Raw genomic sequence first — 17705 nt, forward strand, 5'->3', positions numbered from 1 at the left:
ACCGAAGGACACCAGATGTGCGTCGGCCTGCCGATGACCGTGATCAGCAGCGACGGCGCGACCGCTTTGTGCGAGCGCCGCGCCGAGCAGCGGCGGGTCTCGACCGCGCTGGTCGGCGAGGTCGCGGTCGGCGATCAGGTGCTGGTGTTCATCGACAGCGCGGTCCGCCGGCTCGATCCGGAGGAGGCGCGGCAGATCGACGATGCGCTGGACGGCCTCGTCGCCGCGATGGAGGGGCGTCCGTTCGAACATCTGTTCGCCGATCTGATCGATCGCGAGCCGGAGCTGCCGGATCATCTGCGAACCGAGCGGCACTGATAGTTGCGAGCGAGTCGCGATGGTCGCTCTCTGGCGGGTATCTGGAAGTCTACTATCCGGTCTCCGACAAAAATGTTTCCATTCGATCCAAAGCTGCTGCCCGATTGGTAACATGCCGACAGATACTCGGTAGGTTTGCTAACATTTCGGGCTGACAGCGGATTGGCACGTGGCTTGCTCAAAACAAGTCACGACCGACAAAAACAAACATAGGGACTGGGAGGAAACATGGGCTCTCCGCTCACGTGCGCCGCTGCGCGCCCCGATGCGCTGCCGATCATCGATGAGACCACCGTCGATGACTTCATCACGGCCGCATCCGGCAAGATCAGCGTGTTGTTCTTTCGCGGCGACGCCGCGCGCTTCCCTGAAGCCGCCGATATCGCCGTCATCCTCCCCGAACTGATCGCCGCGTTTCCGGGCCGCCTGATCGCGGCTGAAATCGGCGCCGCCGCGGAGCGCGCGCTGATGCCGCGGTTCGGCGTTCTGGTCTGCCCGGCGCTGGCGCTGGCGCGGCCCGGCCGAAACCTCGGCGCAATCGCCAAGATCCAGGACTGGTCGTCTTACGTCGCCCGCATCCGCGCCATGCTGGCCGACGAAGTCCGCGCCGCACAGCAGGAGCAGCCGGCATGAGAGTGGGCTACACCAGCGTCGCCGAGAGCGACGACGTCGAGATGCACGTGCTGCCGCTCGGCCACGACAACGCCTCCCGGCGCAGCCTCACCGGCGCGGGCACGATCGCGGCGCTCGCCACCCGCGGCGGCGCGGAACTGATGCAGCAATGTCCGCGACTCGCCGAGTTGCTGGCGCAGCTCCGGGCCGCGCTCGTGGCGCAGCGCGCCGACGCGCCGACCACGCTGATCCGGGTCGATCAGCTCGACGCCGACGAGCGCGGCCTGCTCGGCGACATTCTCGGCGAGGGCGAAGTCTCGGGCATCGTCGCGCTGCCGGATCGCCGTGTCGCGCAGATTCAGGAATCCGTGCTCGCCGGGCTGTGGCGGGTGCGGATCGAGGGCGAAGCCGGTCAGCTCGCGCTCGACTATCTGGAGATCGGCACCATCCCGGAAATCGTCGCGCGCGCCGCGCAGGACTTTCCCGCCGCCGAGATCGCGATCAGCGAGGCGCCGGCCGGCGCGATGAACGTGATGCCGGTGCTGGCCGAGATCCGCCAGCGGATGGCGGCGCATCGCGCAAGCGCGCCGTCGCATGTCATCAACTTCACGCTGCTGCCGATGAGCGAGGCCGATATGGCGCATCTCGCATCGACGCTCGGCAACGGTCCGATCCAGCTCTACTCGCGCGGCTACGGCAGTTGCCGCGTGCTGGCGACCGGGGCGCGTCACGTCTGGTCGGTGCAGTTTCTCAACGCGATGGAGACGCCGATCCTCGACACCATCGAGATCGGCGACGTGCCGGCCGCGGTGCGGGCCGCCGACGAGGATTTTCAGGATTCAGCCGAACGGCTCGGCGAGATCATCGAGGCGTATTTCGCATGACCAGCTTCGAGAATTTCGGCCGCGTCGAAGCCGATCCGCGCGCCCGGATGGAATGCGGCGTGTGCTGGACCGTGTACGACCCGGCCGAAGGCGACACGCTCGGCCGCGCCGATCCGGGCACGCCGTTCGCCGCGCTCCCCGACGATTGGTGCTGCCCGACCTGCGACGCGCCGCCGAGCAAATTCCTCAAGGTGGACGATGACCGCTGAGCCCGGCCCCGATCGCGATGCGAGCGCCCGCGCGGCAGGCGAAGCGCTCGCCGCGCGCTATCGCGAAGCCGAACCCGCGATGCGCGATCTGCCGGTCTACAACCCGGCGCTGAGCGTTGCCGCGATCGGATTCCGCGCGACCGACGACGACGCGATCGGCGTCGTGGTGACGCCATGGTTCATGAATCTGGTGCGGATTCCGGCCCCGGGCAGTGCGGCCGATGCGCAGCACGGCGCGGTGGTGTCGCGCGCGCTGCCGGCCGGGGTGCTGGACTTCACCATCGGCCTGCTCGACGGCTTCGGCCCGGTCGAAAGCTGCTCGCTGTTCTCGCCGATGTTCGGCTTCGCCGATCAGCAGGCGGCGGAGACGACCGCGCGCGCGGCGCTGGCCGCGGTGCTCGATCCGAATTTCACGGCAGACCCAAAGCCTGAGCCGGCAGCGCGCCAGCCGGGCGCGCCTGCCGTGGCGCTCGATCGCCGTCGCTTCCTGCGCGGCGCCCTGTCGGAGTCGCGGCCATGAATGCCATCCCGCGCGACGACCGCATCACCATCAGCGTCGCGCTGAGCGGCGGCCACGTGTCCCGGATCGAGATCACCGGGCGTCGTCCGATCGGAATGAGCCGCCTCGCGCAGGGCCGGTCCGGCGAGGCCGTCGTCGCGTTGGCGCCGCGGCTATTTGCTTTATGCGCAGCGGCGCAGGGTGTCGCGGCGGTCCATGCGCTGGCGGCCGCGCGCGGAGAAAACGTGTTCGCGGACACCGCCGCCGCGCAGGCCAGCGCCGTGCTGGCCGAACGGCTGGTGGAGTTGCTGCGCGGCACGATCACCACGCTCGCCGGCGACGCGCTGCCGGCATGGGCGCCGCTGCTCCGCGATGTAATCGCCGCGGCGCGGCGGTTCGATCAGGCCGGACTGCTGGAGGCCGACGCGATCGACGCGATCGAACGCGGGCTCGACGCGCTCGGCCTGCCGGCGGGATGCGTCGACGACGCCGACGCCTACCGGGATTGGCTCGCCAGCGCCGCGCCGGTCGCCGAGTTGCACAGGCCGCTGCTCGGCGAGGAGGCCGAGTTCGGCGCTTGCGCTGTCGATCCGCTCACTGATTCCAACGACCAGGCGATCGGCGAACAGCTCCTGCGCGACGGCGCATCCTTCGCCTTGCGTCCGCATATCGCCGGCCGCGTGCCCGAAACCGGTTCGCTGGCCCGGCAAGCCATGCATCCGCTGATCCAGTCTCATGGCACCGGCCTCGCCGGCCGCCTGCTGGCGCGGCTGATCGAAATCCGCGCGACGCCGGATCGGCTCCGCGCCTTGCGCAACGGCCATTCCGACGTTGCGGACATCATGCAGGCGACGCGACTCGGTGACGGCCTCGGCCTCGCCGCCGTCGAATGCGCGCGCGGGCGGCTGCATCATCTCATCGCGCTGGATTCGAACGGCCTGATCCGCCAGTTCGACATTCTCGCGCCGACCGAATGGAATTTCCATCCGCGGGGCCCGCTCGCCCGCTCGCTCACCGGCCACGCCTTGCGCGCCACTGACGACGACCGCCGCCGGGTCGAACGGCTGGTCGCGGCGTTCGATCCCTGCGTCGGCTTCGACGTGCATCTGCGCGAGGCCGCCGATGCATGAGATGGCGCTGTGCGAAAGCATGATCGAGATCATCGAACGCGAGGCGCGCGACCAGCACTTCGCCCGCGTCCGCGCGGTGTGGGTCGAGATCGGCGCGCTCAGCCATGTCGAGCCGGAGGCGATGCGGTTCTGCTTCTCCGCCGTCGCGCATGGCGGCATCGCAGCCGACGCGCGGTTCGAGATCGTCAGCGTCTCGGGCGCGGCCTGGTGCATGAGCTGCAGCAAGACCGTGCCGCTGGCGCAACGCAGCGCGCCGTGCCCGGATTGCGGCGGATATCAATTGCAGGTCACCGCGGGCGACGAATTGCGGATCAAGGAACTGGAGGTCGATTGATGTGTACGGTTTGCGGATGCGGCGACAGCAGCGTGGATCCCGGCCATGCCCACGGGCACGCGCACGACCATGATCACCCGCATGATCATGCGCATCCCCACGGACATGATCACGCTCACCCGCACGATCATGATCACGGCCACGAGCCTCATCACCATGACCATCATCACAATCACGACCACGCGCATCCGGCGGCGGCGGCGGGCAGTCTCGATTTCGGCGGCGGCATCGCCGGCGTGCACGTGGCTGGCCTGACACAGGCGCGCGTGGTGCAGATCGAGCGCGATATCCTGTCCAAGAACGACAGCTACGCCGCCGCGAACCGCGCGCGCTTCGCGGCCAGCGGCGCCTTCGCGCTCAACTTCGTCTCCAGCCCGGGCTCGGGCAAGACCACGCTGCTGGTGAAGACCATCACCGACCTCAAGGATAGCTATCCGATCGCGGTGATCGAGGGCGATCAGCAGACCGCTAACGACGCGGAGCGGATCAGGGCGACCGGGGCGCCGGCCATCCAGATCAACACCGGCAAGGGCTGCCATCTCGACGCCCACATGGTCGGCCACGCGCTCGATCAGTTGCCGGCTGTGAGCGGCGGCCTGTTGTTCATCGAGAATGTCGGCAATCTGGTCTGTCCGGCCGCGTTCGATCTCGGCGAGGCGCACAAGGTGGTGGTGCTGTCGGTCACCGAGGGCGAGGACAAGCCGCTGAAATATCCGCATATGTTCGCGGCCGCCGATCTGTTGCTGCTGAACAAGATCGATCTGTTGCCGCATCTCGATTTCGATCTCGCCGCGACCATCGAATACGCCCGCCGGGTCAATCCGAAGATCGAGGTGCTGACGGTGTCGGCGAAGAGCGGTGAGGGGCTGCCGGCGTTCTACGCCTGGATCGCCAAGCGCGCCGCGGCCGCCCGCGCCGCCGCCAAAGCCGCCGGGTAGCGGGATGGAGCTTGCTCGCGCCAGCGCCGCAAACAACGTCGGTCGCGCCCGGGTGCGGGTGCGCGGCGCGGTCCAGGGCGTGGGCTTCCGGCCGTTCGTCTACGGGCTGGCGCAGCGCTATGCGCTCGGCGGCTTCGTCGCCAACGATGCCGAGGGCGTGCTGATCGAGGTCGAGGGCGGCTCGATTGCGGAATTTCTCGCCGCGCTGCGCTGCGAGGCGCCGCCGCTGGCGCGGGTCGATTCGATCGAGACCGAACAACTGCGCGCGCACGGCGAGCGTGGCTTCGACATCGCCGAGAGCCGCGCAGGCCGCGTCACGACGCGGATCGGCGCCGATGCCGCGACCTGCGAGGCGTGCCTCGACGATCTGTTCGATCCGGCGAGCCGCTTCCATCTCTATCCGTTCGTCAATTGCACGCATTGCGGCCCGCGCTACACGCTGACGCATCGCCTGCCGTATGATCGCGCCAACACCGCGATGGCCGGCTTTGCGCTGTGCGCGGATTGCCGCCGCGACTATCGAGACCCGCGCGATCGCCGCTTCCACGCCGAGCCGATCGCCTGCCCGGCCTGCGGGCCGCGGCTCGACCATCCGATCGGCGAGATATTCGAGCGATTGCGGGCCGGCGGCATCGTCGCGCTGAAGAGCCTCGGCGGTTATCATCTGCTGTGCGATGCGGCCAACGAAGCATCGGTCGCCGAGCTGCGCCGGCGCAAGCGCCGCGACGCCAAGCCGTTCGCGGTGATGGTCGCGTCCGAGGCCTCGCTCGATCGCGTCGTCGCCGCCGACGCAGCCGAGCGGGCGCTGCTGCGTTCGGTCGAGCGGCCGATCGTGCTGATGCAAGATCGCGGCGCGCTGGCGCCGTCGGTGGCGCCGGGCCTGCGCCATGTCGGCGTGATGCTGCCCTACACGCCGTTGCATCATCTGCTGTTCCACGCTGCAGTCGGCTCGCCGCAGGGCCGTGGCTGGCAGCGCGCGCCGGTGGACCTCGTGCTGGTCGCGACCAGCGCGAATTGCGGCGGCGATCCGATCGTGATCGACGATGCGGAACGCAAGCTCGGTGGCATCGCCGACCTGATCGTCAGCCACGATCGGGACATCGTGGTGCGCGCCGACGACAGCGTGATGGCGATCAGCGACGGCGGGCCGGCGTTGATCCGCCGCGCCCGCGGCTTCGCGCCACGGCCGATCCGGCTGCCGCGCGAAATCCCGCCGGTGCTGGCCGTCGGCGGTTACTTGAAAAATACGATCACGTTGACGCGCGGCCGCGAGGCGTTCGTGTCGCAGCATGTCGGCGATCTCGCCACCGCCGACACCGTGCGTTTCTTCGAACAGACGATCGCGCATCTGACCCGGCTGGTCGGCGTCGCGCCGGTCGCGGTGGCGCATGATCTACACGCCGACTTCGCCTCGACCCGCTTTGCCGAAAGCCTCGGCCTGCGGCTGATCGCCGTGCAGCATCATCACGCCCATGTCGGATCGATCGCGGCCGAGCACGGCGTCGATGCGCCGCTGCTCGGCCTCGTGCTCGACGGTCACGGCCAGGGCAGCGACGGTGGCAATTGGGGCGGCGAGTTACTGCGCGTCGACGGCGCGCACGTCACCCGGCTCGGCCATCTCGCGGCGCTGGCGCTGCCGGGCGGCGACGCCGCCGCGCGTGAGCCGTGGCGGATGGCGGCGGCGGCGCTGGCCGCGATCGGACAAAGCGAGACGATCACCGCGCGTTTTCCCGATCAGTCGCGCGCGCCGGCGCTGGCCGCGATGCTGGCCAATCATGGCTGCGCCGTCACCACCAGCGCCGGGCGGCTGTTCGACGCCGCCGCCGGATTGCTCGGCGTTTGTTCGGTTCAGGCCTACGAAGGCCAGGCCGCGATGCAGCTCGAGGCGCTGGTGCAAACGCCGCGTGTGCTGACCGATGGCTGGCGCATCGAACGGGATGCGCTCGATCTATCGCCGCTGCTGCGCTACCTCGCGACGCCCGGCCTCGCTCCTGTCGCCGGCGCCGAACTGTTCCATGGCACGCTGGCGGCGGCGCTGGCGGATTGGATCGCACAAGCGTCGGCGCGAACCGGCCTCACCACGATCGCGCTCGGCGGTGGTTGCTTCCTCAACCGCGTTCTCAGCGCCGATCTCGCAGCGCGGTTGCGCGCGTGCGGGCTGACGCCGCTGCCGGCGCGGCAATTGCCGCCGAATGACGGCGGCCTCAGCCTCGGCCAGGCCTGGATAGCCGGACAGGCGATCGTGAACGACACAGAGGAGGAGCGCCCATGTGCCTCGCCATTCCCGCTGAAGTGATCGAGCTGTTGCCCGACCAGATGGCGCGGGTGTCGCTCGACGGCGTCATCAAGGTCGTCTCGGTCGCGCTGGTCGCGCCGATCACGGTCGGCGACTACGTCATCGTCCATGTCGGTTTCGCGCTGACGCGGATCGATCCCGAGGAGGCGCAGCGCACGCTGGCGCTGCTTGCCGAGATGGGCCAGATCGCGACGGAGGTCGCGCCATGAAATACATGGATGAGTATCGCGACGGCAAGATTGCCCGCAGTATTGCCGCGGCGATCGCGGCGGCGGCCGATCCGGCGCGGCTGTATCACTTCATGGAGTTCTGCGGCGGCCATACCCATGCGATCTCGCGCTACGGGCTGGAGGATCTGCTCCCCGGCAACGTCCGCATGGTGCACGGGCCGGGCTGTCCGGTCTGCGTGCTGCCGATCGGCCGCATCGACATGGCGATCCGCCTTGCGCAGCGGCCCGAGGTGACGCTGTGTACTTATGGCGATCTGATGCGGGTGCCTGGCTCGCACGGCGCGTCGCTGCTGCGCGCCAAGGCCGCCGGCGCCGACATCCGCATGGTGTATTCGACGCTCGATGCGATCGCGATCGCGGAAGCCGAGCCGGAGCGCCAGGTGGTGTTCTTCGCGATCGGCTTCGAGACCACCACGCCGCCGACCGCGCTGGCAATCAAACTCGCGGTTTTGAAGCGGCTGACCAATTTCACCGTGTTCTGCAACCACGTGCTGACGCCGCCGGCGATCCGCGGCATCCTCGAACATCCCGATCTCGACGGAGTGGAAGTGCCGAAGCTCGACGGCTTCATCGGCCCGGCCCATGTCAGCGCCGTGATCGGCTCCGACGCCTTCGCCGAATTCGCGCGCGACTTTGCAAAGCCGGTGGTGGTCGCGGGTTTCGAGCCGCTCGACGTGATGCAGGCGATCCTGATGCTGATCCGGCAGGTCAATGACGGACGCCACGCGGTCGAGAACCAGTACATCCGCGCGGTGTCGCCGCAGGGCAACCGGATCGCGCAGGCGGAGGTCGCCGAGGTGTTCGAACTGCGCGAGAGTTTCGAATGGCGCGGCTTCGGCGCGGTGCCGGCGAGCGGGCTGCGGCTGCGCGAGGCCTATGCGGGGTTCGACGCCGAGCGTCGCTTCGCAATGCCGGAAATCTCCGCCGCCGACAATCCGGCGTGCGAATGCGGCGCCATCCTGCGCGGCATCAATCGGCCGACCGATTGCAAGCTGTTCGGCACGCTGTGCACGCCGGAGACGCCGATGGGCTCGTGCATGGTGTCATCGGAAGGCGCCTGCGCGGCGCACTGGACCTATGGCCGTTTCCGCGACCATGCGCGGAGGGCGGTGGCATGAGCGACCGCACCCGCAGGCGCAAGCTCGATGTCAAGAACGGCCGGGTCGACCTGTCGCACGGCGCCGGCGGCCGCGCGATGGCGCATCTGATCGGCGAAATCTTCCATGAGGCGTTCGACAACGATCTGCTGCGCCGCGGCAACGATCAGGCGGCGTTCGATGTCGTCGGCGGACGGATGGTGATGACCACCGACGGCTATGTGGTGTCGCCGCTGTTCTTTCCCGGCGGCGACATCGGCTCGCTGGCGGTGCACGGCACCATCAACGACGTCGCGATGGCCGGCGCCAGGCCGCTGTATCTGTCCGCCGGCTTCATCATCGAGGAGGGGTTCCCGCTCGCCGATCTGAAGCGCATCGCCGACAGCATGGGCGCGGCGTCGCGCGAGGCCGGCGTGCCGATCGTCACCGGCGACACCAAGGTGGTCGAACGCGGCAAGGCCGACGGCGTGTTCATCACCACCACGGGCGTCGGCGTCGCGCCGGCAGAGCTGGTGCTGTCGTCCGAACTGGCGCGGCCCGGCGACAAAGTCCTTCTCTCCGGCTTCATCGGCGACCACGGCGTCGCGGTGATGTCGCAGCGGCAGAACCTCGCCTTCGAGACGTCGATCGTGTCGGATTCCGCCGCATTGCATGAACTGGTCGCCGCGATGGTCGCCGCCGCGCCGCAGGCGCTGCGGGTGATGCGCGATCCGACCCGCGGCGGGCTCGCGGCGACGTTGAACGAATTGGCGCAGCAATCGGCGGTCGGCTTCCGGCTCGACGAGGACGCGGTGCCGATCCGGCCCGAGGTCGCGGCGGCCTGCGAGCTGCTCGGGCTCGATCCGCTTTACGTCGCCAATGAAGGCAAGCTGATCGCCATCGTCGCATCCGAGGCGGCGGACACCGTCCTCGCGGCGATGCGCGCGCATCCGCTCGGGCGTGATGCCGCGATCATCGGCGAGGTGATCGCCGACGATCATCACTTCGTGCAGATGACCACGTCATTCGGCGGCGGGCGGATCGTCGACTGGCTGTCGGGCGAGCAATTGCCGCGAATTTGTTGAATGGATTCTTGCCGGATCGTTGCGTGATGGAACAACAGCGATGAGTGGACAAGCGACAGTCCTGGTGGTCGACGACGAGATCCGCTCGCTCGAATCGCTGCAGCGCGTGCTGAGTGACGAATTCGAAGTGATCTGCGCGCGTGACGCCACTGAGGCGCGCCGTGTGCTGGAAAGCGAGATCGTCCACGCCATCCTGTGCGATCAACGCATGCAATACGAGACCGGGGTCGATTTTCTCAAGCACGTCCGTGAGACCTGGCCCGATCCGGTGCGGATGATCATCTCCGGCTATTCGGACAGCGAAGACATTATCGCCGGCATCAATGAGGCCGGGATCTATCAGTACATCGCCAAGCCGTGGCACCCGGACAAATTGCTCGCCACCGTGCGCGGCGCGGTGGAACTGTTCCGGCTGCAGAAGGAAACCGAGACCGCCAGCATCGACGTCAAGCTGACGCCGGAGCGGGTGCAGCGCGTCGTCACCGAGAAGCGCGGCGTGGCGCGCAAGCTGTACGATTTCGACCGCATCGTGCACGCGCCGGATAGCCCCCTGGGCGACGTGATCGCGCTCGGCAAGCGCGCCGCCGAGTTCGATATTTCGGTGCTGATCACCGGCGAGTCCGGCACCGGCAAGGAGCTGCTTGCCCGGGCGATCCACTACGGCTCGGCGCGCTCGGGCAAGGCGTTCGTGGTCGAGAATTGCGGCGCGCTGCCGGACGAGTTGCTGGAGAGCGAATTGTTCGGCTGCAAGAAGGGCGCGTTCACCGGCGCCTATCAGGATCGCGTCGGGCTGTTCGAGGTCGCCGACGGCGGCACGATCTTCCTCGACGAGATCGGCGAGACCTCGCCGGCGTTTCAGGTCAAGCTGCTGCGGGTCTTGCAGGAGAGCGAGATCCGCCCGCTCGGGGCGCGGCGCGTGCGCAAGGTCGACGTCCGAATCGTCGCCGCCACCAATCGCGACCTCGAGGCCGAAGTTCGCGCCGGCCGATTCCGGCGCGATCTGTTCTATCGGCTGGCGGCGTTCCCGCTGCACATGCCGCCGCTGCGCGAACGGCCGATGGACGTGCCATTGATTGCCGCCAAGGTGCTCGCCGATGTCACGAAATCCTACGGCCGCCCCATCGAGGGCATCTCGCCGGGAGCGCTGGCCCGGATGCGGCGCTATGATTGGCCGGGCAATGTCCGCGAGCTGCAGAACGAGATCCAGCGTATGGTGGTGCTGACCGACGACGGCTGGCTGCAAGAGGCCGATCTGTCGGCGCGGATCCGGCAGGGCGGCGAGCCGATCCAGCTGCAGTCGGCGCATCACAGCAGCGCATCGCTGAAAACCAACATCGAGGCGCTGGAGCGGCACATGATCGTCGAGGCGCTGGATCGCCATGGCGGCAATATCAGCCGGGTCGCGGGCGAACTCGGCCTGTCGCGAGTCGGCCTGCGCAACAAGCTCGGCCGCTATGATCTGCGTAAGGGCCTCAGCGATGAGGTCTGATCGCGGAGACCGCGGCGAGAGCCTGATCGACCGCGTCGGCTCGCCGCTGCCGTCGCCGTTCGAGGGCGACCAGGAGGCCGCGTGGATCGAAGTGATCCGCAAGATGGACGAGGTCTATGCCGACCTGCTGCGCTACGAGACCGACCTCGAAGAGAAGAACACCGCGCTGGAGGAGGCGCAGGCCTTCATCTCCAGCGTCATCGAGTCGGTCTCCGACATCCTGATCGTCTGCGATCGCAATGGAATCATCCTGCAGGTCAATCCGGCTGCCATGCGGCTGCTCGGTGCGTCCGCCGATGCTCTGGTCGAGCATCCGCTCGGCGAACTGGTCGATCCCGCCGATCGGGCGCGGATCGAGGATCTGCTACGCGCGCATTCGCCCTCGGATCTGATCGCGCTGGAAGTACGCTTCGTCACCGCGCGCGGCCTGTCGGATCTCTACGCCATCAATGGCGCGACGCGGGCTGATCAGGCCGCGCGCCGCGTCGGCACCGTGCTGACCGGCCGGCCGATCGGCGAGCTGCGCCGCGCCTATGAGGCGCTGCACACCGCGCATAGCGAGTTGCAGCGGGCGCAGCGCCAGCTTGTCGAGCAGGAGAAGATGGCGAGTCTCGGCCGTCTCGTCGCCGGCGTCGCCCACGAACTCAACAATCCGATCAGCTTCATCTACGGCAACATCCACACGCTGCAGCGCTATCGCGAGCGGATGGCCGCCTATCTGCAGGCGATTCATTGCGGCGCCGATCCGGCCGAGGTCGAGGCGCTGCGGCGTGAGCTGAAGATCGACGCACTGCTCGCCGACTACGCGTCGCTGATCGAGGGCACGCTGGAGGGCGCGATGCGCGTCTCCGACGTGGTCAAGAATCTGCGCCGGCTGAGCTTCCCGAAAAGCGGCGAGATCCAGCGCGTCGACGTCGATCGCGTGGTGCGCACCGCGGCGCGCTGGGCAGCGCGCGCCAAGCCGGGCCATGTCGAACTCACGTTCGACATGGCGGCGGATGTCGCGATCATCGGCAATGAGGGCCAGTTCCACCAGATCGTCGTGAACCTGGTCGACAACGCGATCGATGCGGTGCGCGGCCAGTCCGAGCCGCGGATCGAAATCTCTGCGCGGCGGCAGGGCAGCGACGTGGTGATCGCGGTCGCCGACAACGGCCCGGGTCTGGCGGACGGGTTGATCGACAAGATCTTCGAGCCGTTCTTCACCACCAAGCCGGTCGGCGAGGGCACCGGTCTCGGCCTATGGATCAGCTACGGCATCGCCCGCGAGCACGGCGGCACGCTCGCCGCAAGTAACCGTCCCGGCGGCGGTGCGCTGTTCACGCTGACATTGGCCGCGCCGTGAGGGGGCTGATGTTACTGCTGTGGTGGCCGCGCAGAGCGCGGCGCGACGGTCACCTCAAGATGACGTTTCGCGTGTGGTGAGTCGCGTTGTGGAGAGCTGAGCGGGAGAGGCGTGTACGATCAGGCACTGCGCACATTCCGCCGCTCACCCTAGCAGAAATTCCCGGATCAGTCGCAACACTTCGTCCGGTCTGTCGTGCTGCAGCCAGTGGCCGGCGTCGGCGACGGTCTCGACGCGCGCCTGCTGGAAGTGATCGGCGATGCCGGCGCTGGCCGCATCGCCGAGGAAGCTCTCGCCGGCGAACAGCAGCAGCGTCGGGCAGGCGATCCGCGCCCACAGCGTGACGTGATCGTCCGGCCACAGCCGGTGCGGCGCCATCACCCGCTGATACGGATCGAACTTCCAGGAGTAACTGCCGTCCTCGTTCTGCTTCACGCCATAGGTGGCGAGATGCAGCGCGAGCTCCGGCGTCAGCCGCTTGTTATGCGCCTGCATCTGCGCCGCCGCCTCCTCGATGTCGCGATAGCGGCGCGGCTCGCGTTGCTCCAGCGCGTCGAGCTGGCCGATCCATTTGCGCGTGCGTTCGTGCGCCGGCGGCTTCGGCGCATTCGGCAGCACCGTGACGCCGTCGAGCACGACCAGCCTGGCGACCTTCTCCGGGAACGTGCCGGCATAGATCAGCCCGACCATGCCGCCCATCGAATGGCCGATCACGGTGATCGGCCCGCGGCCCTCGAACGCCGGCAGACGGGTCAGGTCGTAAATATATTCCGGCAGGCTGTAGCTGCCGCCGAGCGTCCAGTCGGAATCGCCGTGGCCGCGCAGATCGGGCGCGACGACGTGGAAGTCCGGCCGCAGCGATCGCGCGAGATGGTCCCAGCTCCGGCCATGATCGGCGCCGCCATGGATCAGCAGCAATGGCGGCGCGGTGTCATTGCCCCAGTCGGCGTAATGAAGCCGCAGCCCGTGCGATCGATAAAAGCGACTTTCCGGATTTTGCATGTATGCTCGCGCGTGCGGGGCCGATCGGCCGATTCCGAAGAACATTGGCGCATGTTGATGCGCCATGGTGCCGCAACAACAGGCTTGCTCAGTTGATATTGTGTTGCAACAACGGATTTGATCGTTCGATTATCCTGCTCCCGCCCATTTTCCAAGGGGTCTCCCGGGCTCGACTTCCCTGAAGGTTTTCTGGTCGCCCCCTATCGTACAAGAGGCAATCTGATGTCCGTGCCCAAGCGAGCCCGGAAACCATCGACTGATGGGCTGGCGCGCGTCGATACCAGCGACTTGCGCAAGCACGCGCTGGTCGCCAGCGAATTCCTCAAGACGCTGTCGAACGTGTCGCGGCTGGTGATGTTGTGTCAGCTCGCCGAGGGCGAGAAGTCGGTCTCCGAACTGGCGGTGCTGCTCGACGAACGGCAGCCGACGGTGTCGCAGCAACTCGCGCGGCTGCGCAGCGAACGGCTGGTGCAGCCTCGCCGCGACGGCCAGCAGGTGTTCTATTCGCTCGCCAGCGAGGAAGTCCGCAGTATCATTCTCGCACTGCACGCGATCTTCTGCGCCAAGCCGCGCGGAAAAGCCAAGGTGACGGCGCTGCGGCCGGCGACATCGAGGGTGGCAAAGAAGACGGCGGCGCGGCGGTAGCTCGCGGCAACGATCAGTCCGCTTTGCCGCCGAACAACCGCTTCAACAGGCTCGGCGGCTGCGGCCCCTTCACGGTGTCGAAGCCGGCTTTGCGCCACGCCAGAATGCCGCCGCCGAGCACATAGGGCTCGCAGACACCGTTCGCCTTGGCGGCGATCTGGCCGGCATACATCCGCGTCCGGCCACCGGAATGGCAGAAGAAGATCGCCTTGCGGCCGCGCGCGTTGCTCAGGTCGCCCTGCTTGAAGCTGGAGAGCGGCATCGCGATCGCGCCGTCGATCTGCTCGCGCGCGATTTCACCTTGCTCCCGGATATCGACCAGCACCGCGCCGTCGCCCAGCATCCGCTGCGCCTCGATTGGCGATATCGTCTTCACACCCATGTCGTCGGCTCCCCGGTAGGCTGCATCATCGGAACGTCGTCAGATAGTGCCGTTCGAACAGCCGCTTCAACCAGTGAAACAGCTTCATCTTCGGCCCGACGAAATTGAACTTTTCATTTCGGAACACCAGCATCCCGGAATCCAGCGTGTCGACGATGCACACCAGCTCCGGCTTGAACCGCGTGGACGGTTCGGCGCCGGTCTCGACCGCAGCAATGTTCGCCGCCACCGCCAGTGCCTGCAGATCGGCCTGATGCGCCTGCTTCGGCATCCAGTCCGGCCCCGGAAACGATCCGGCATCGCCGGCGACCCAGACATTGGGCAGGCCTTCGACCCGGCAGCATTCGTCGGCCTTGATCATCCCGCCCGGCGACAGCGGCAGTTCGGTGTTCGCGAGCCATGCCGGGCCGGTCAGGCCCGGCATGAACAGGATCAGATCCGCGTCGATCTCGCCGCCTTCCAGCACCACCTTGCGCTCCTCGATGCGCAGGATCTTGCGGCCGAGCTGCGTGACGATGCCGCGATCCTTCATCTCCTGCAGCAGGCCGTCGACCGCGCGTTGGCCGAGCCGCGCGCCGGGCCGCGGCGACGGGCTGAAGAACACGATCTGGAAGCCCGGCCGTTTGCCGCGCTGGCGCAGCAGCGTATCGATGATGAACAGGAATTCGAACATCGGCCCGCCGCGCATCGCGCCGGGCTCCTCCGGATTGGTGGAAAACCCGACCGCGATGGTGCCGCCCTTCATCGCGTCGAGCCGTCGGCCGATCTCCTCGCCGACCGCGATCCCCTCGCACGGGATCAGCGCGTGTTCGATGCCCGGCAGCTTGCGGATGAAGCGGGCACCGCAGGCGATAATCAGATGATCGTTCGAAACGTCGCCATGATCGGTCTCGACGACGCGGCCGCCGTGTTTCAGTCCGGTCACCGAGGCCTCGACGAAGTCGATCCGGTGCTTGGCGAAGAAGTGCGCCAGCTGCACTTTCAGCCGCGCGCCGCTGCGGATGCCGGCCGGAATCCAGATCGTGCTCGGCAGGAAATGCAGCTCGCGCCGCGGCGAGATCATGGTGATGGTCGCATCGACCTTGCGCTTGCGCAGCGCGCGGGCGGCGGTGAGCGCGGCGAAGCCCGATCCGATGATGGTGATGTTGGTCATCGCTGGCGTTCCTGTCGGCGTCGGCGGTTTCCGCCTCTGCGCCCCCCGCTCGCACGGCGGCGCACGAGCGTCTGTGACGATGTCACCGCGGCGGCGTCCGATCGCTGTCATCGACGGATCGGGGATTGCGCCGAACCTCTGGCGCGGCCAAGCTCGTGGCGCGCGCAGGGCGGCATAGTGCTGCGCTTGCGCAGGGAAAGTCGGGACGTGATGGCATCGAACGAATTCAACCGCTGGGAAGGCCGGTTCGCGGTCGAGGACTATGTGTTCGGCACCGCGCCGAACGCGTTTCTGGCGTCGTGCCGCGATCTGCTGCCGAAACAGGGGCGGGCGCTGTCGATCGCCGATGGCGAGGGACGCAACGGCGTGTTTCTGGCCGAATGCGGCTTGTCGGTGCTGTCGGTGGATTTTTCGCCGGCCGCGCAGGACAAGGCGCAGCGGCTCGCCGCCGCACGCGGCGTCACGATCGAGACGCAGACCGCCGATCTTCTGACGTGGGACTGGCCGGGCGACTTCGATATGATCGCCGGGATATTCTTCCAGTTCGTCGAAGCCGAGCAGCGCCCGCGGATCTTCCAGGCGATCCGCGACGCCTTGAAGCCGGGCGGGCTGCTGCTGATCGAGGGTTACCGGCCGAAGCAACTGTTCTACAAGACCGGCGGCCCGAGCCGTGCCGACAATCTCTACACCCATGAAACGCTCGAAGCCGCGTTCGGCGATTTCGACAATCTCAGCATCCGCGAGCACGACAGCGAGATCGCCGAAGGCAGCGGCCATGTCGGGATGTCGGCGCTGATCGATTTGATCGGCTGGAAGCCGCGATAGAGGTTGATCGCGGAATGGCGAACTACTCCATCGCGCAGCGATCGGTGATGGGCGCCTCGGTTGGGCGCAGGCCGATCCAGGCATCGACGAGCGTCTGATCGAAGCCGGATTCGCGGCGATCGCCGGCCTGCATCAGCGGTCGGCGGATCAGGAGCGGATCTTCGATCATCATCGCCAGGGCCGAATTCTCCGTGAGGGCGGCAAGATCGATCGCGCCGGCTTTCACCTTCGGCGACGACGCGTTGAACCATTCGGGAATCGGCTTGCTGCCGAAGAACGGCCGCAGCGTCTCAGGCGTCCAGGTCTCGCTCAGCAGATTGCGGACTTCGAGTTCGTGGCCGGATGCGATCAGCAGCGCCTTCTGCCGTGCATTGCCGACGCAGCCGGGCTTCTCGTAGAAAACCACCTTCGCCATCACCGCTCCTTCGCCGTCAGCCGATTGTCGCCGGCCGGTGTTCGCGCTCATTCGCGCGCGGGTCGCTCTCGTGGGCCGCGGCGTCGCGCCACCATGCCTCGACCGCGTCGCGCGTGCAGGGCAGCTCCGTGGCCTGATCGCCGATGAAGTCGCGCCATGCCTCGGCGCATTTCTCGGGGACCGCGGTGAGCAGCGGACGGCCGGCGACGATCGTGTCGGCGAACTCGCTGCGCAGCCCTCTGCCGGTTGCTTCCTGCTTGGAGAATTTGTTGATGACGACGAGCGCGACGCCGCCGGCGATGGCGCGGGTCACCGCTTGCGCCGACTCCGCCAGCCCGGCGGCGTCGAGCTTGCACGACCCCGCGCTGCCACCGAGCGTCTGCGAAATGCCGATCGCCTGCCCGGTCATCAGGTCGATCAACTGCATGTCGATCCTGCGCCCGGAGGCGTCCTTGATGTTTCGCTGCACGATGCCGCCGAGCCGGTCGCCGGCGCGCAGCCGCGCGACGGCGAAATCCGCGAGCAGGCTGTCGACGTCGTCATCGGCGCGATACAGGATCGCGGCGATGCGGGGGGCGTCTGCCTCGGCATTGGTTTGTGTCATGGCCTGCATCCTTCGATCGGCGGTTCGGCGCCTGATAGCAGCTCAGCAATCCTCGTGCCGACCCTGCCGCCGGCCGCGCGATGAGCGAGGACATTGATTCGTCGCGTTTTATTCCGCTGGCGGCGTCAAGGTACCGCAGTTGTAAACCCGACAGCGTTGTATAGTCGTGGACATAACGATGGCTTCCAGGGATGTTCCCGGTTCGGGACCTTCCGCCAAATGCCAAGCCTGAAG

At 67.6% G+C, this 17705-nt stretch carries 21 protein-coding genes; 16 read left to right on the forward strand and 5 right to left on the reverse strand.

Going from position 1 to position 17705, the window contains the following annotated elements:
- Window positions 1–15 precede the first annotated feature (15 nt).
- The 14 genes from BMY71_RS04235 to BMY71_RS04300 all read left to right on the forward strand — a co-directional run bounded on the left by BMY71_RS04235 (window position 16) and on the right by BMY71_RS04300 (window position 12445).
- Entirely contained in the window at window positions 16–318 is a 303-nt protein-coding gene (locus BMY71_RS04235) for a HypC/HybG/HupF family hydrogenase formation chaperone (RefSeq protein WP_011501589.1), read from the forward strand.
- Window positions 319–546: 228 nt separating this feature from the next.
- Entirely contained in the window at window positions 547–951 is a 405-nt protein-coding gene (locus BMY71_RS04240; RefSeq protein WP_092681962.1) for a thioredoxin domain-containing protein, read from the forward strand.
- Window positions 948–1814 carry a hydrogenase expression/formation protein gene (locus tag BMY71_RS04245; protein ID WP_092681964.1) on the forward strand — a complete coding sequence of 289 codons (867 nt, stop codon included), beginning with the start codon at window positions 948–950 and terminating at the stop codon, window positions 1812–1814. The genes BMY71_RS04240 and BMY71_RS04245 overlap by 4 nt, the downstream gene beginning before the upstream one ends.
- On the forward strand, window positions 1811–2023 hold the full coding sequence (locus BMY71_RS04250; protein ID WP_011501592.1) for a rubredoxin: 213 nt from the start codon (window positions 1811–1813) through the stop codon (window positions 2021–2023). The genes BMY71_RS04245 and BMY71_RS04250 overlap by 4 nt, the downstream gene beginning before the upstream one ends.
- Complete coding sequence (gene hybE, locus BMY71_RS04255; RefSeq protein ID WP_092681966.1) at window positions 2013–2543, forward strand: [NiFe]-hydrogenase assembly chaperone HybE; 531 nt, start codon at window positions 2013–2015, stop codon at window positions 2541–2543. The genes BMY71_RS04250 and hybE overlap by 11 nt, the downstream gene beginning before the upstream one ends.
- Entirely contained in the window at window positions 2540–3652 is a 1113-nt protein-coding gene (locus tag BMY71_RS04260; RefSeq protein WP_092681968.1) for a nickel-dependent hydrogenase large subunit, read from the forward strand. The genes hybE and BMY71_RS04260 overlap by 4 nt, the downstream gene beginning before the upstream one ends.
- Window positions 3645–3986, forward strand: a complete 342-nt coding sequence (gene hypA, locus BMY71_RS04265) for a hydrogenase maturation nickel metallochaperone HypA (RefSeq protein ID WP_092681970.1) — start codon at window positions 3645–3647, stop codon at window positions 3984–3986. The genes BMY71_RS04260 and hypA overlap by 8 nt, the downstream gene beginning before the upstream one ends.
- Window positions 3986–4924, forward strand: coding sequence for a hydrogenase nickel incorporation protein HypB (hypB, locus tag BMY71_RS04270; protein ID WP_092681972.1), 939 nt, complete (start codon window positions 3986–3988; stop codon window positions 4922–4924). Before hypA ends, hypB begins: the two co-directional genes overlap by 1 nt.
- 4 nt (window positions 4925–4928) lie before the next feature.
- On the forward strand, window positions 4929–7220 hold the full coding sequence (hypF, locus tag BMY71_RS04275) for a carbamoyltransferase HypF (protein ID WP_092681974.1): 2292 nt from the start codon (window positions 4929–4931) through the stop codon (window positions 7218–7220).
- Entirely contained in the window at window positions 7193–7429 is a 237-nt protein-coding gene (locus BMY71_RS04280; protein ID WP_041805161.1) for a HypC/HybG/HupF family hydrogenase formation chaperone, read from the forward strand. The genes hypF and BMY71_RS04280 overlap by 28 nt, the downstream gene beginning before the upstream one ends.
- A complete protein-coding gene (hypD, locus tag BMY71_RS04285) occupies window positions 7426–8568 on the forward strand; it encodes a hydrogenase formation protein HypD (protein ID WP_092681976.1) in 1143 nt (380 codons plus the stop codon). The genes BMY71_RS04280 and hypD overlap by 4 nt, the downstream gene beginning before the upstream one ends.
- Window positions 8565–9611, forward strand: a complete 1047-nt coding sequence (hypE, locus tag BMY71_RS04290; protein ID WP_092681978.1) for a hydrogenase expression/formation protein HypE — start codon at window positions 8565–8567, stop codon at window positions 9609–9611. Before hypD ends, hypE begins: the two co-directional genes overlap by 4 nt.
- Before the next feature lie 40 nt (window positions 9612–9651).
- Window positions 9652–11100, forward strand: coding sequence for a sigma-54-dependent transcriptional regulator (locus BMY71_RS04295; RefSeq protein ID WP_092681980.1), 1449 nt, complete (start codon window positions 9652–9654; stop codon window positions 11098–11100).
- Window positions 11090–12445: a sensor histidine kinase gene (locus tag BMY71_RS04300; protein ID WP_092681982.1), complete on the forward strand. Its 1356-nt coding sequence runs from the start codon at window positions 11090–11092 to the stop codon at window positions 12443–12445. Before BMY71_RS04295 ends, BMY71_RS04300 begins: the two co-directional genes overlap by 11 nt.
- A 144-nt stretch (window positions 12446–12589) precedes the next feature.
- Here the strand turns inward: BMY71_RS04300 and BMY71_RS04305 are convergent, their stop codons facing one another.
- Window positions 12590–13447, reverse strand: coding sequence for an alpha/beta fold hydrolase (locus tag BMY71_RS04305; protein ID WP_092681984.1), 858 nt, complete (start codon window positions 13445–13447; stop codon window positions 12590–12592).
- Window positions 13448–13669: 222 nt separating this feature from the next.
- On the opposite strand from BMY71_RS04305, the gene BMY71_RS04310 reads away from it, so the two are divergent.
- Window positions 13670–14092 carry an ArsR/SmtB family transcription factor gene (locus BMY71_RS04310; protein ID WP_011501604.1) on the forward strand — a complete coding sequence of 141 codons (423 nt, stop codon included), beginning with the start codon at window positions 13670–13672 and terminating at the stop codon, window positions 14090–14092.
- A gap of 13 nt (window positions 14093–14105) precedes the next feature.
- On the opposite strand, the gene BMY71_RS04315 is transcribed toward BMY71_RS04310, so the two are convergent.
- Both BMY71_RS04315 and BMY71_RS04320 read right to left on the reverse strand, forming a co-directional pair.
- Window positions 14106–14474: a rhodanese-like domain-containing protein gene (locus tag BMY71_RS04315; RefSeq protein WP_092681986.1), complete on the reverse strand. Its 369-nt coding sequence runs from the start codon at window positions 14472–14474 to the stop codon at window positions 14106–14108.
- Window positions 14475–14499: 25 nt separating this feature from the next.
- Window positions 14500–15627 (reverse strand): NAD(P)/FAD-dependent oxidoreductase, encoded by a 1128-nt coding sequence (locus BMY71_RS04320; RefSeq protein WP_092681988.1) that lies wholly within the window; start codon window positions 15625–15627, stop codon window positions 14500–14502.
- A gap of 210 nt (window positions 15628–15837) precedes the next feature.
- Between BMY71_RS04320 and BMY71_RS04325 the strand changes: the two genes are divergently transcribed.
- Entirely contained in the window at window positions 15838–16452 is a 615-nt protein-coding gene (locus tag BMY71_RS04325) for an SAM-dependent methyltransferase (RefSeq protein WP_092681990.1), read from the forward strand.
- 22 nt (window positions 16453–16474) lie between these two features.
- Here BMY71_RS04325 and BMY71_RS04330 read toward each other — a convergent pair whose 3' ends face one another.
- Both BMY71_RS04330 and BMY71_RS04335 read right to left on the reverse strand, forming a co-directional pair.
- Complete coding sequence (locus BMY71_RS04330) at window positions 16475–16867, reverse strand: ArsC/Spx/MgsR family protein (protein WP_092681992.1); 393 nt, start codon at window positions 16865–16867, stop codon at window positions 16475–16477.
- Between the two features lie 16 nt (window positions 16868–16883).
- Window positions 16884–17471, reverse strand: coding sequence for a DUF2478 domain-containing protein (locus tag BMY71_RS04335; protein WP_011501609.1), 588 nt, complete (start codon window positions 17469–17471; stop codon window positions 16884–16886).
- Window positions 17472–17705 lie beyond the last annotated feature (234 nt).

It is taken from the genome of Rhodopseudomonas pseudopalustris (assembly GCF_900110435.1).
Taxonomy (GTDB): domain Bacteria; phylum Pseudomonadota; class Alphaproteobacteria; order Rhizobiales; family Xanthobacteraceae; genus Rhodopseudomonas; species Rhodopseudomonas pseudopalustris.

What these genes read in the sequence shown, in the direction of transcription:
- BMY71_RS04235 (WP_011501589.1), top strand. Translation starts at nt 16, where the DNA reads ATGTGCGTCGGCCTGCCGATGACCGTGATCAGCAGCGACGGCGCGACC.
- BMY71_RS04315 (WP_092681986.1), bottom strand. Translation starts at nt 14,474, where the DNA reads ATGGGTGTGAAGACGATATCGCCAATCGAGGCGCAGCGGATGCTGGGC.
- BMY71_RS04260 (WP_092681968.1), top strand. Translation starts at nt 2,540, where the DNA reads ATGAATGCCATCCCGCGCGACGACCGCATCACCATCAGCGTCGCGCTG.
- BMY71_RS04335 (WP_011501609.1), bottom strand. Translation starts at nt 17,471, where the DNA reads ATGACACAAACCAATGCCGAGGCAGACGCCCCCCGCATCGCCGCGATC.
- BMY71_RS04245 (WP_092681964.1), top strand. Translation starts at nt 948, where the DNA reads ATGAGAGTGGGCTACACCAGCGTCGCCGAGAGCGACGACGTCGAGATG.
- hybE (WP_092681966.1), top strand. Translation starts at nt 2,013, where the DNA reads ATGACCGCTGAGCCCGGCCCCGATCGCGATGCGAGCGCCCGCGCGGCA.
- BMY71_RS04295 (WP_092681980.1), top strand. Translation starts at nt 9,652, where the DNA reads ATGAGTGGACAAGCGACAGTCCTGGTGGTCGACGACGAGATCCGCTCG.
- BMY71_RS04280 (WP_041805161.1), top strand. Translation starts at nt 7,193, where the DNA reads ATGTGCCTCGCCATTCCCGCTGAAGTGATCGAGCTGTTGCCCGACCAG.
- BMY71_RS04325 (WP_092681990.1), top strand. Translation starts at nt 15,838, where the DNA reads ATGGCATCGAACGAATTCAACCGCTGGGAAGGCCGGTTCGCGGTCGAG.
- BMY71_RS04300 (WP_092681982.1), top strand. Translation starts at nt 11,090, where the DNA reads ATGAGGTCTGATCGCGGAGACCGCGGCGAGAGCCTGATCGACCGCGTC.
- hypA (WP_092681970.1), top strand. Translation starts at nt 3,645, where the DNA reads ATGCATGAGATGGCGCTGTGCGAAAGCATGATCGAGATCATCGAACGC.
- BMY71_RS04310 (WP_011501604.1), top strand. Translation starts at nt 13,670, where the DNA reads ATGTCCGTGCCCAAGCGAGCCCGGAAACCATCGACTGATGGGCTGGCG.
- BMY71_RS04330 (WP_092681992.1), bottom strand. Translation starts at nt 16,867, where the DNA reads ATGGCGAAGGTGGTTTTCTACGAGAAGCCCGGCTGCGTCGGCAATGCA.
- BMY71_RS04305 (WP_092681984.1), bottom strand. Translation starts at nt 13,447, where the DNA reads ATGCAAAATCCGGAAAGTCGCTTTTATCGATCGCACGGGCTGCGGCTT.
- hypB (WP_092681972.1), top strand. Translation starts at nt 3,986, where the DNA reads ATGTGTACGGTTTGCGGATGCGGCGACAGCAGCGTGGATCCCGGCCAT.
- hypD (WP_092681976.1), top strand. Translation starts at nt 7,426, where the DNA reads ATGAAATACATGGATGAGTATCGCGACGGCAAGATTGCCCGCAGTATT.
- BMY71_RS04320 (WP_092681988.1), bottom strand. Translation starts at nt 15,627, where the DNA reads ATGACCAACATCACCATCATCGGATCGGGCTTCGCCGCGCTCACCGCC.
- BMY71_RS04240 (WP_092681962.1), top strand. Translation starts at nt 547, where the DNA reads ATGGGCTCTCCGCTCACGTGCGCCGCTGCGCGCCCCGATGCGCTGCCG.
- hypF (WP_092681974.1), top strand. Translation starts at nt 4,929, where the DNA reads ATGGAGCTTGCTCGCGCCAGCGCCGCAAACAACGTCGGTCGCGCCCGG.
- hypE (WP_092681978.1), top strand. Translation starts at nt 8,565, where the DNA reads ATGAGCGACCGCACCCGCAGGCGCAAGCTCGATGTCAAGAACGGCCGG.
- BMY71_RS04250 (WP_011501592.1), top strand. Translation starts at nt 1,811, where the DNA reads ATGACCAGCTTCGAGAATTTCGGCCGCGTCGAAGCCGATCCGCGCGCC.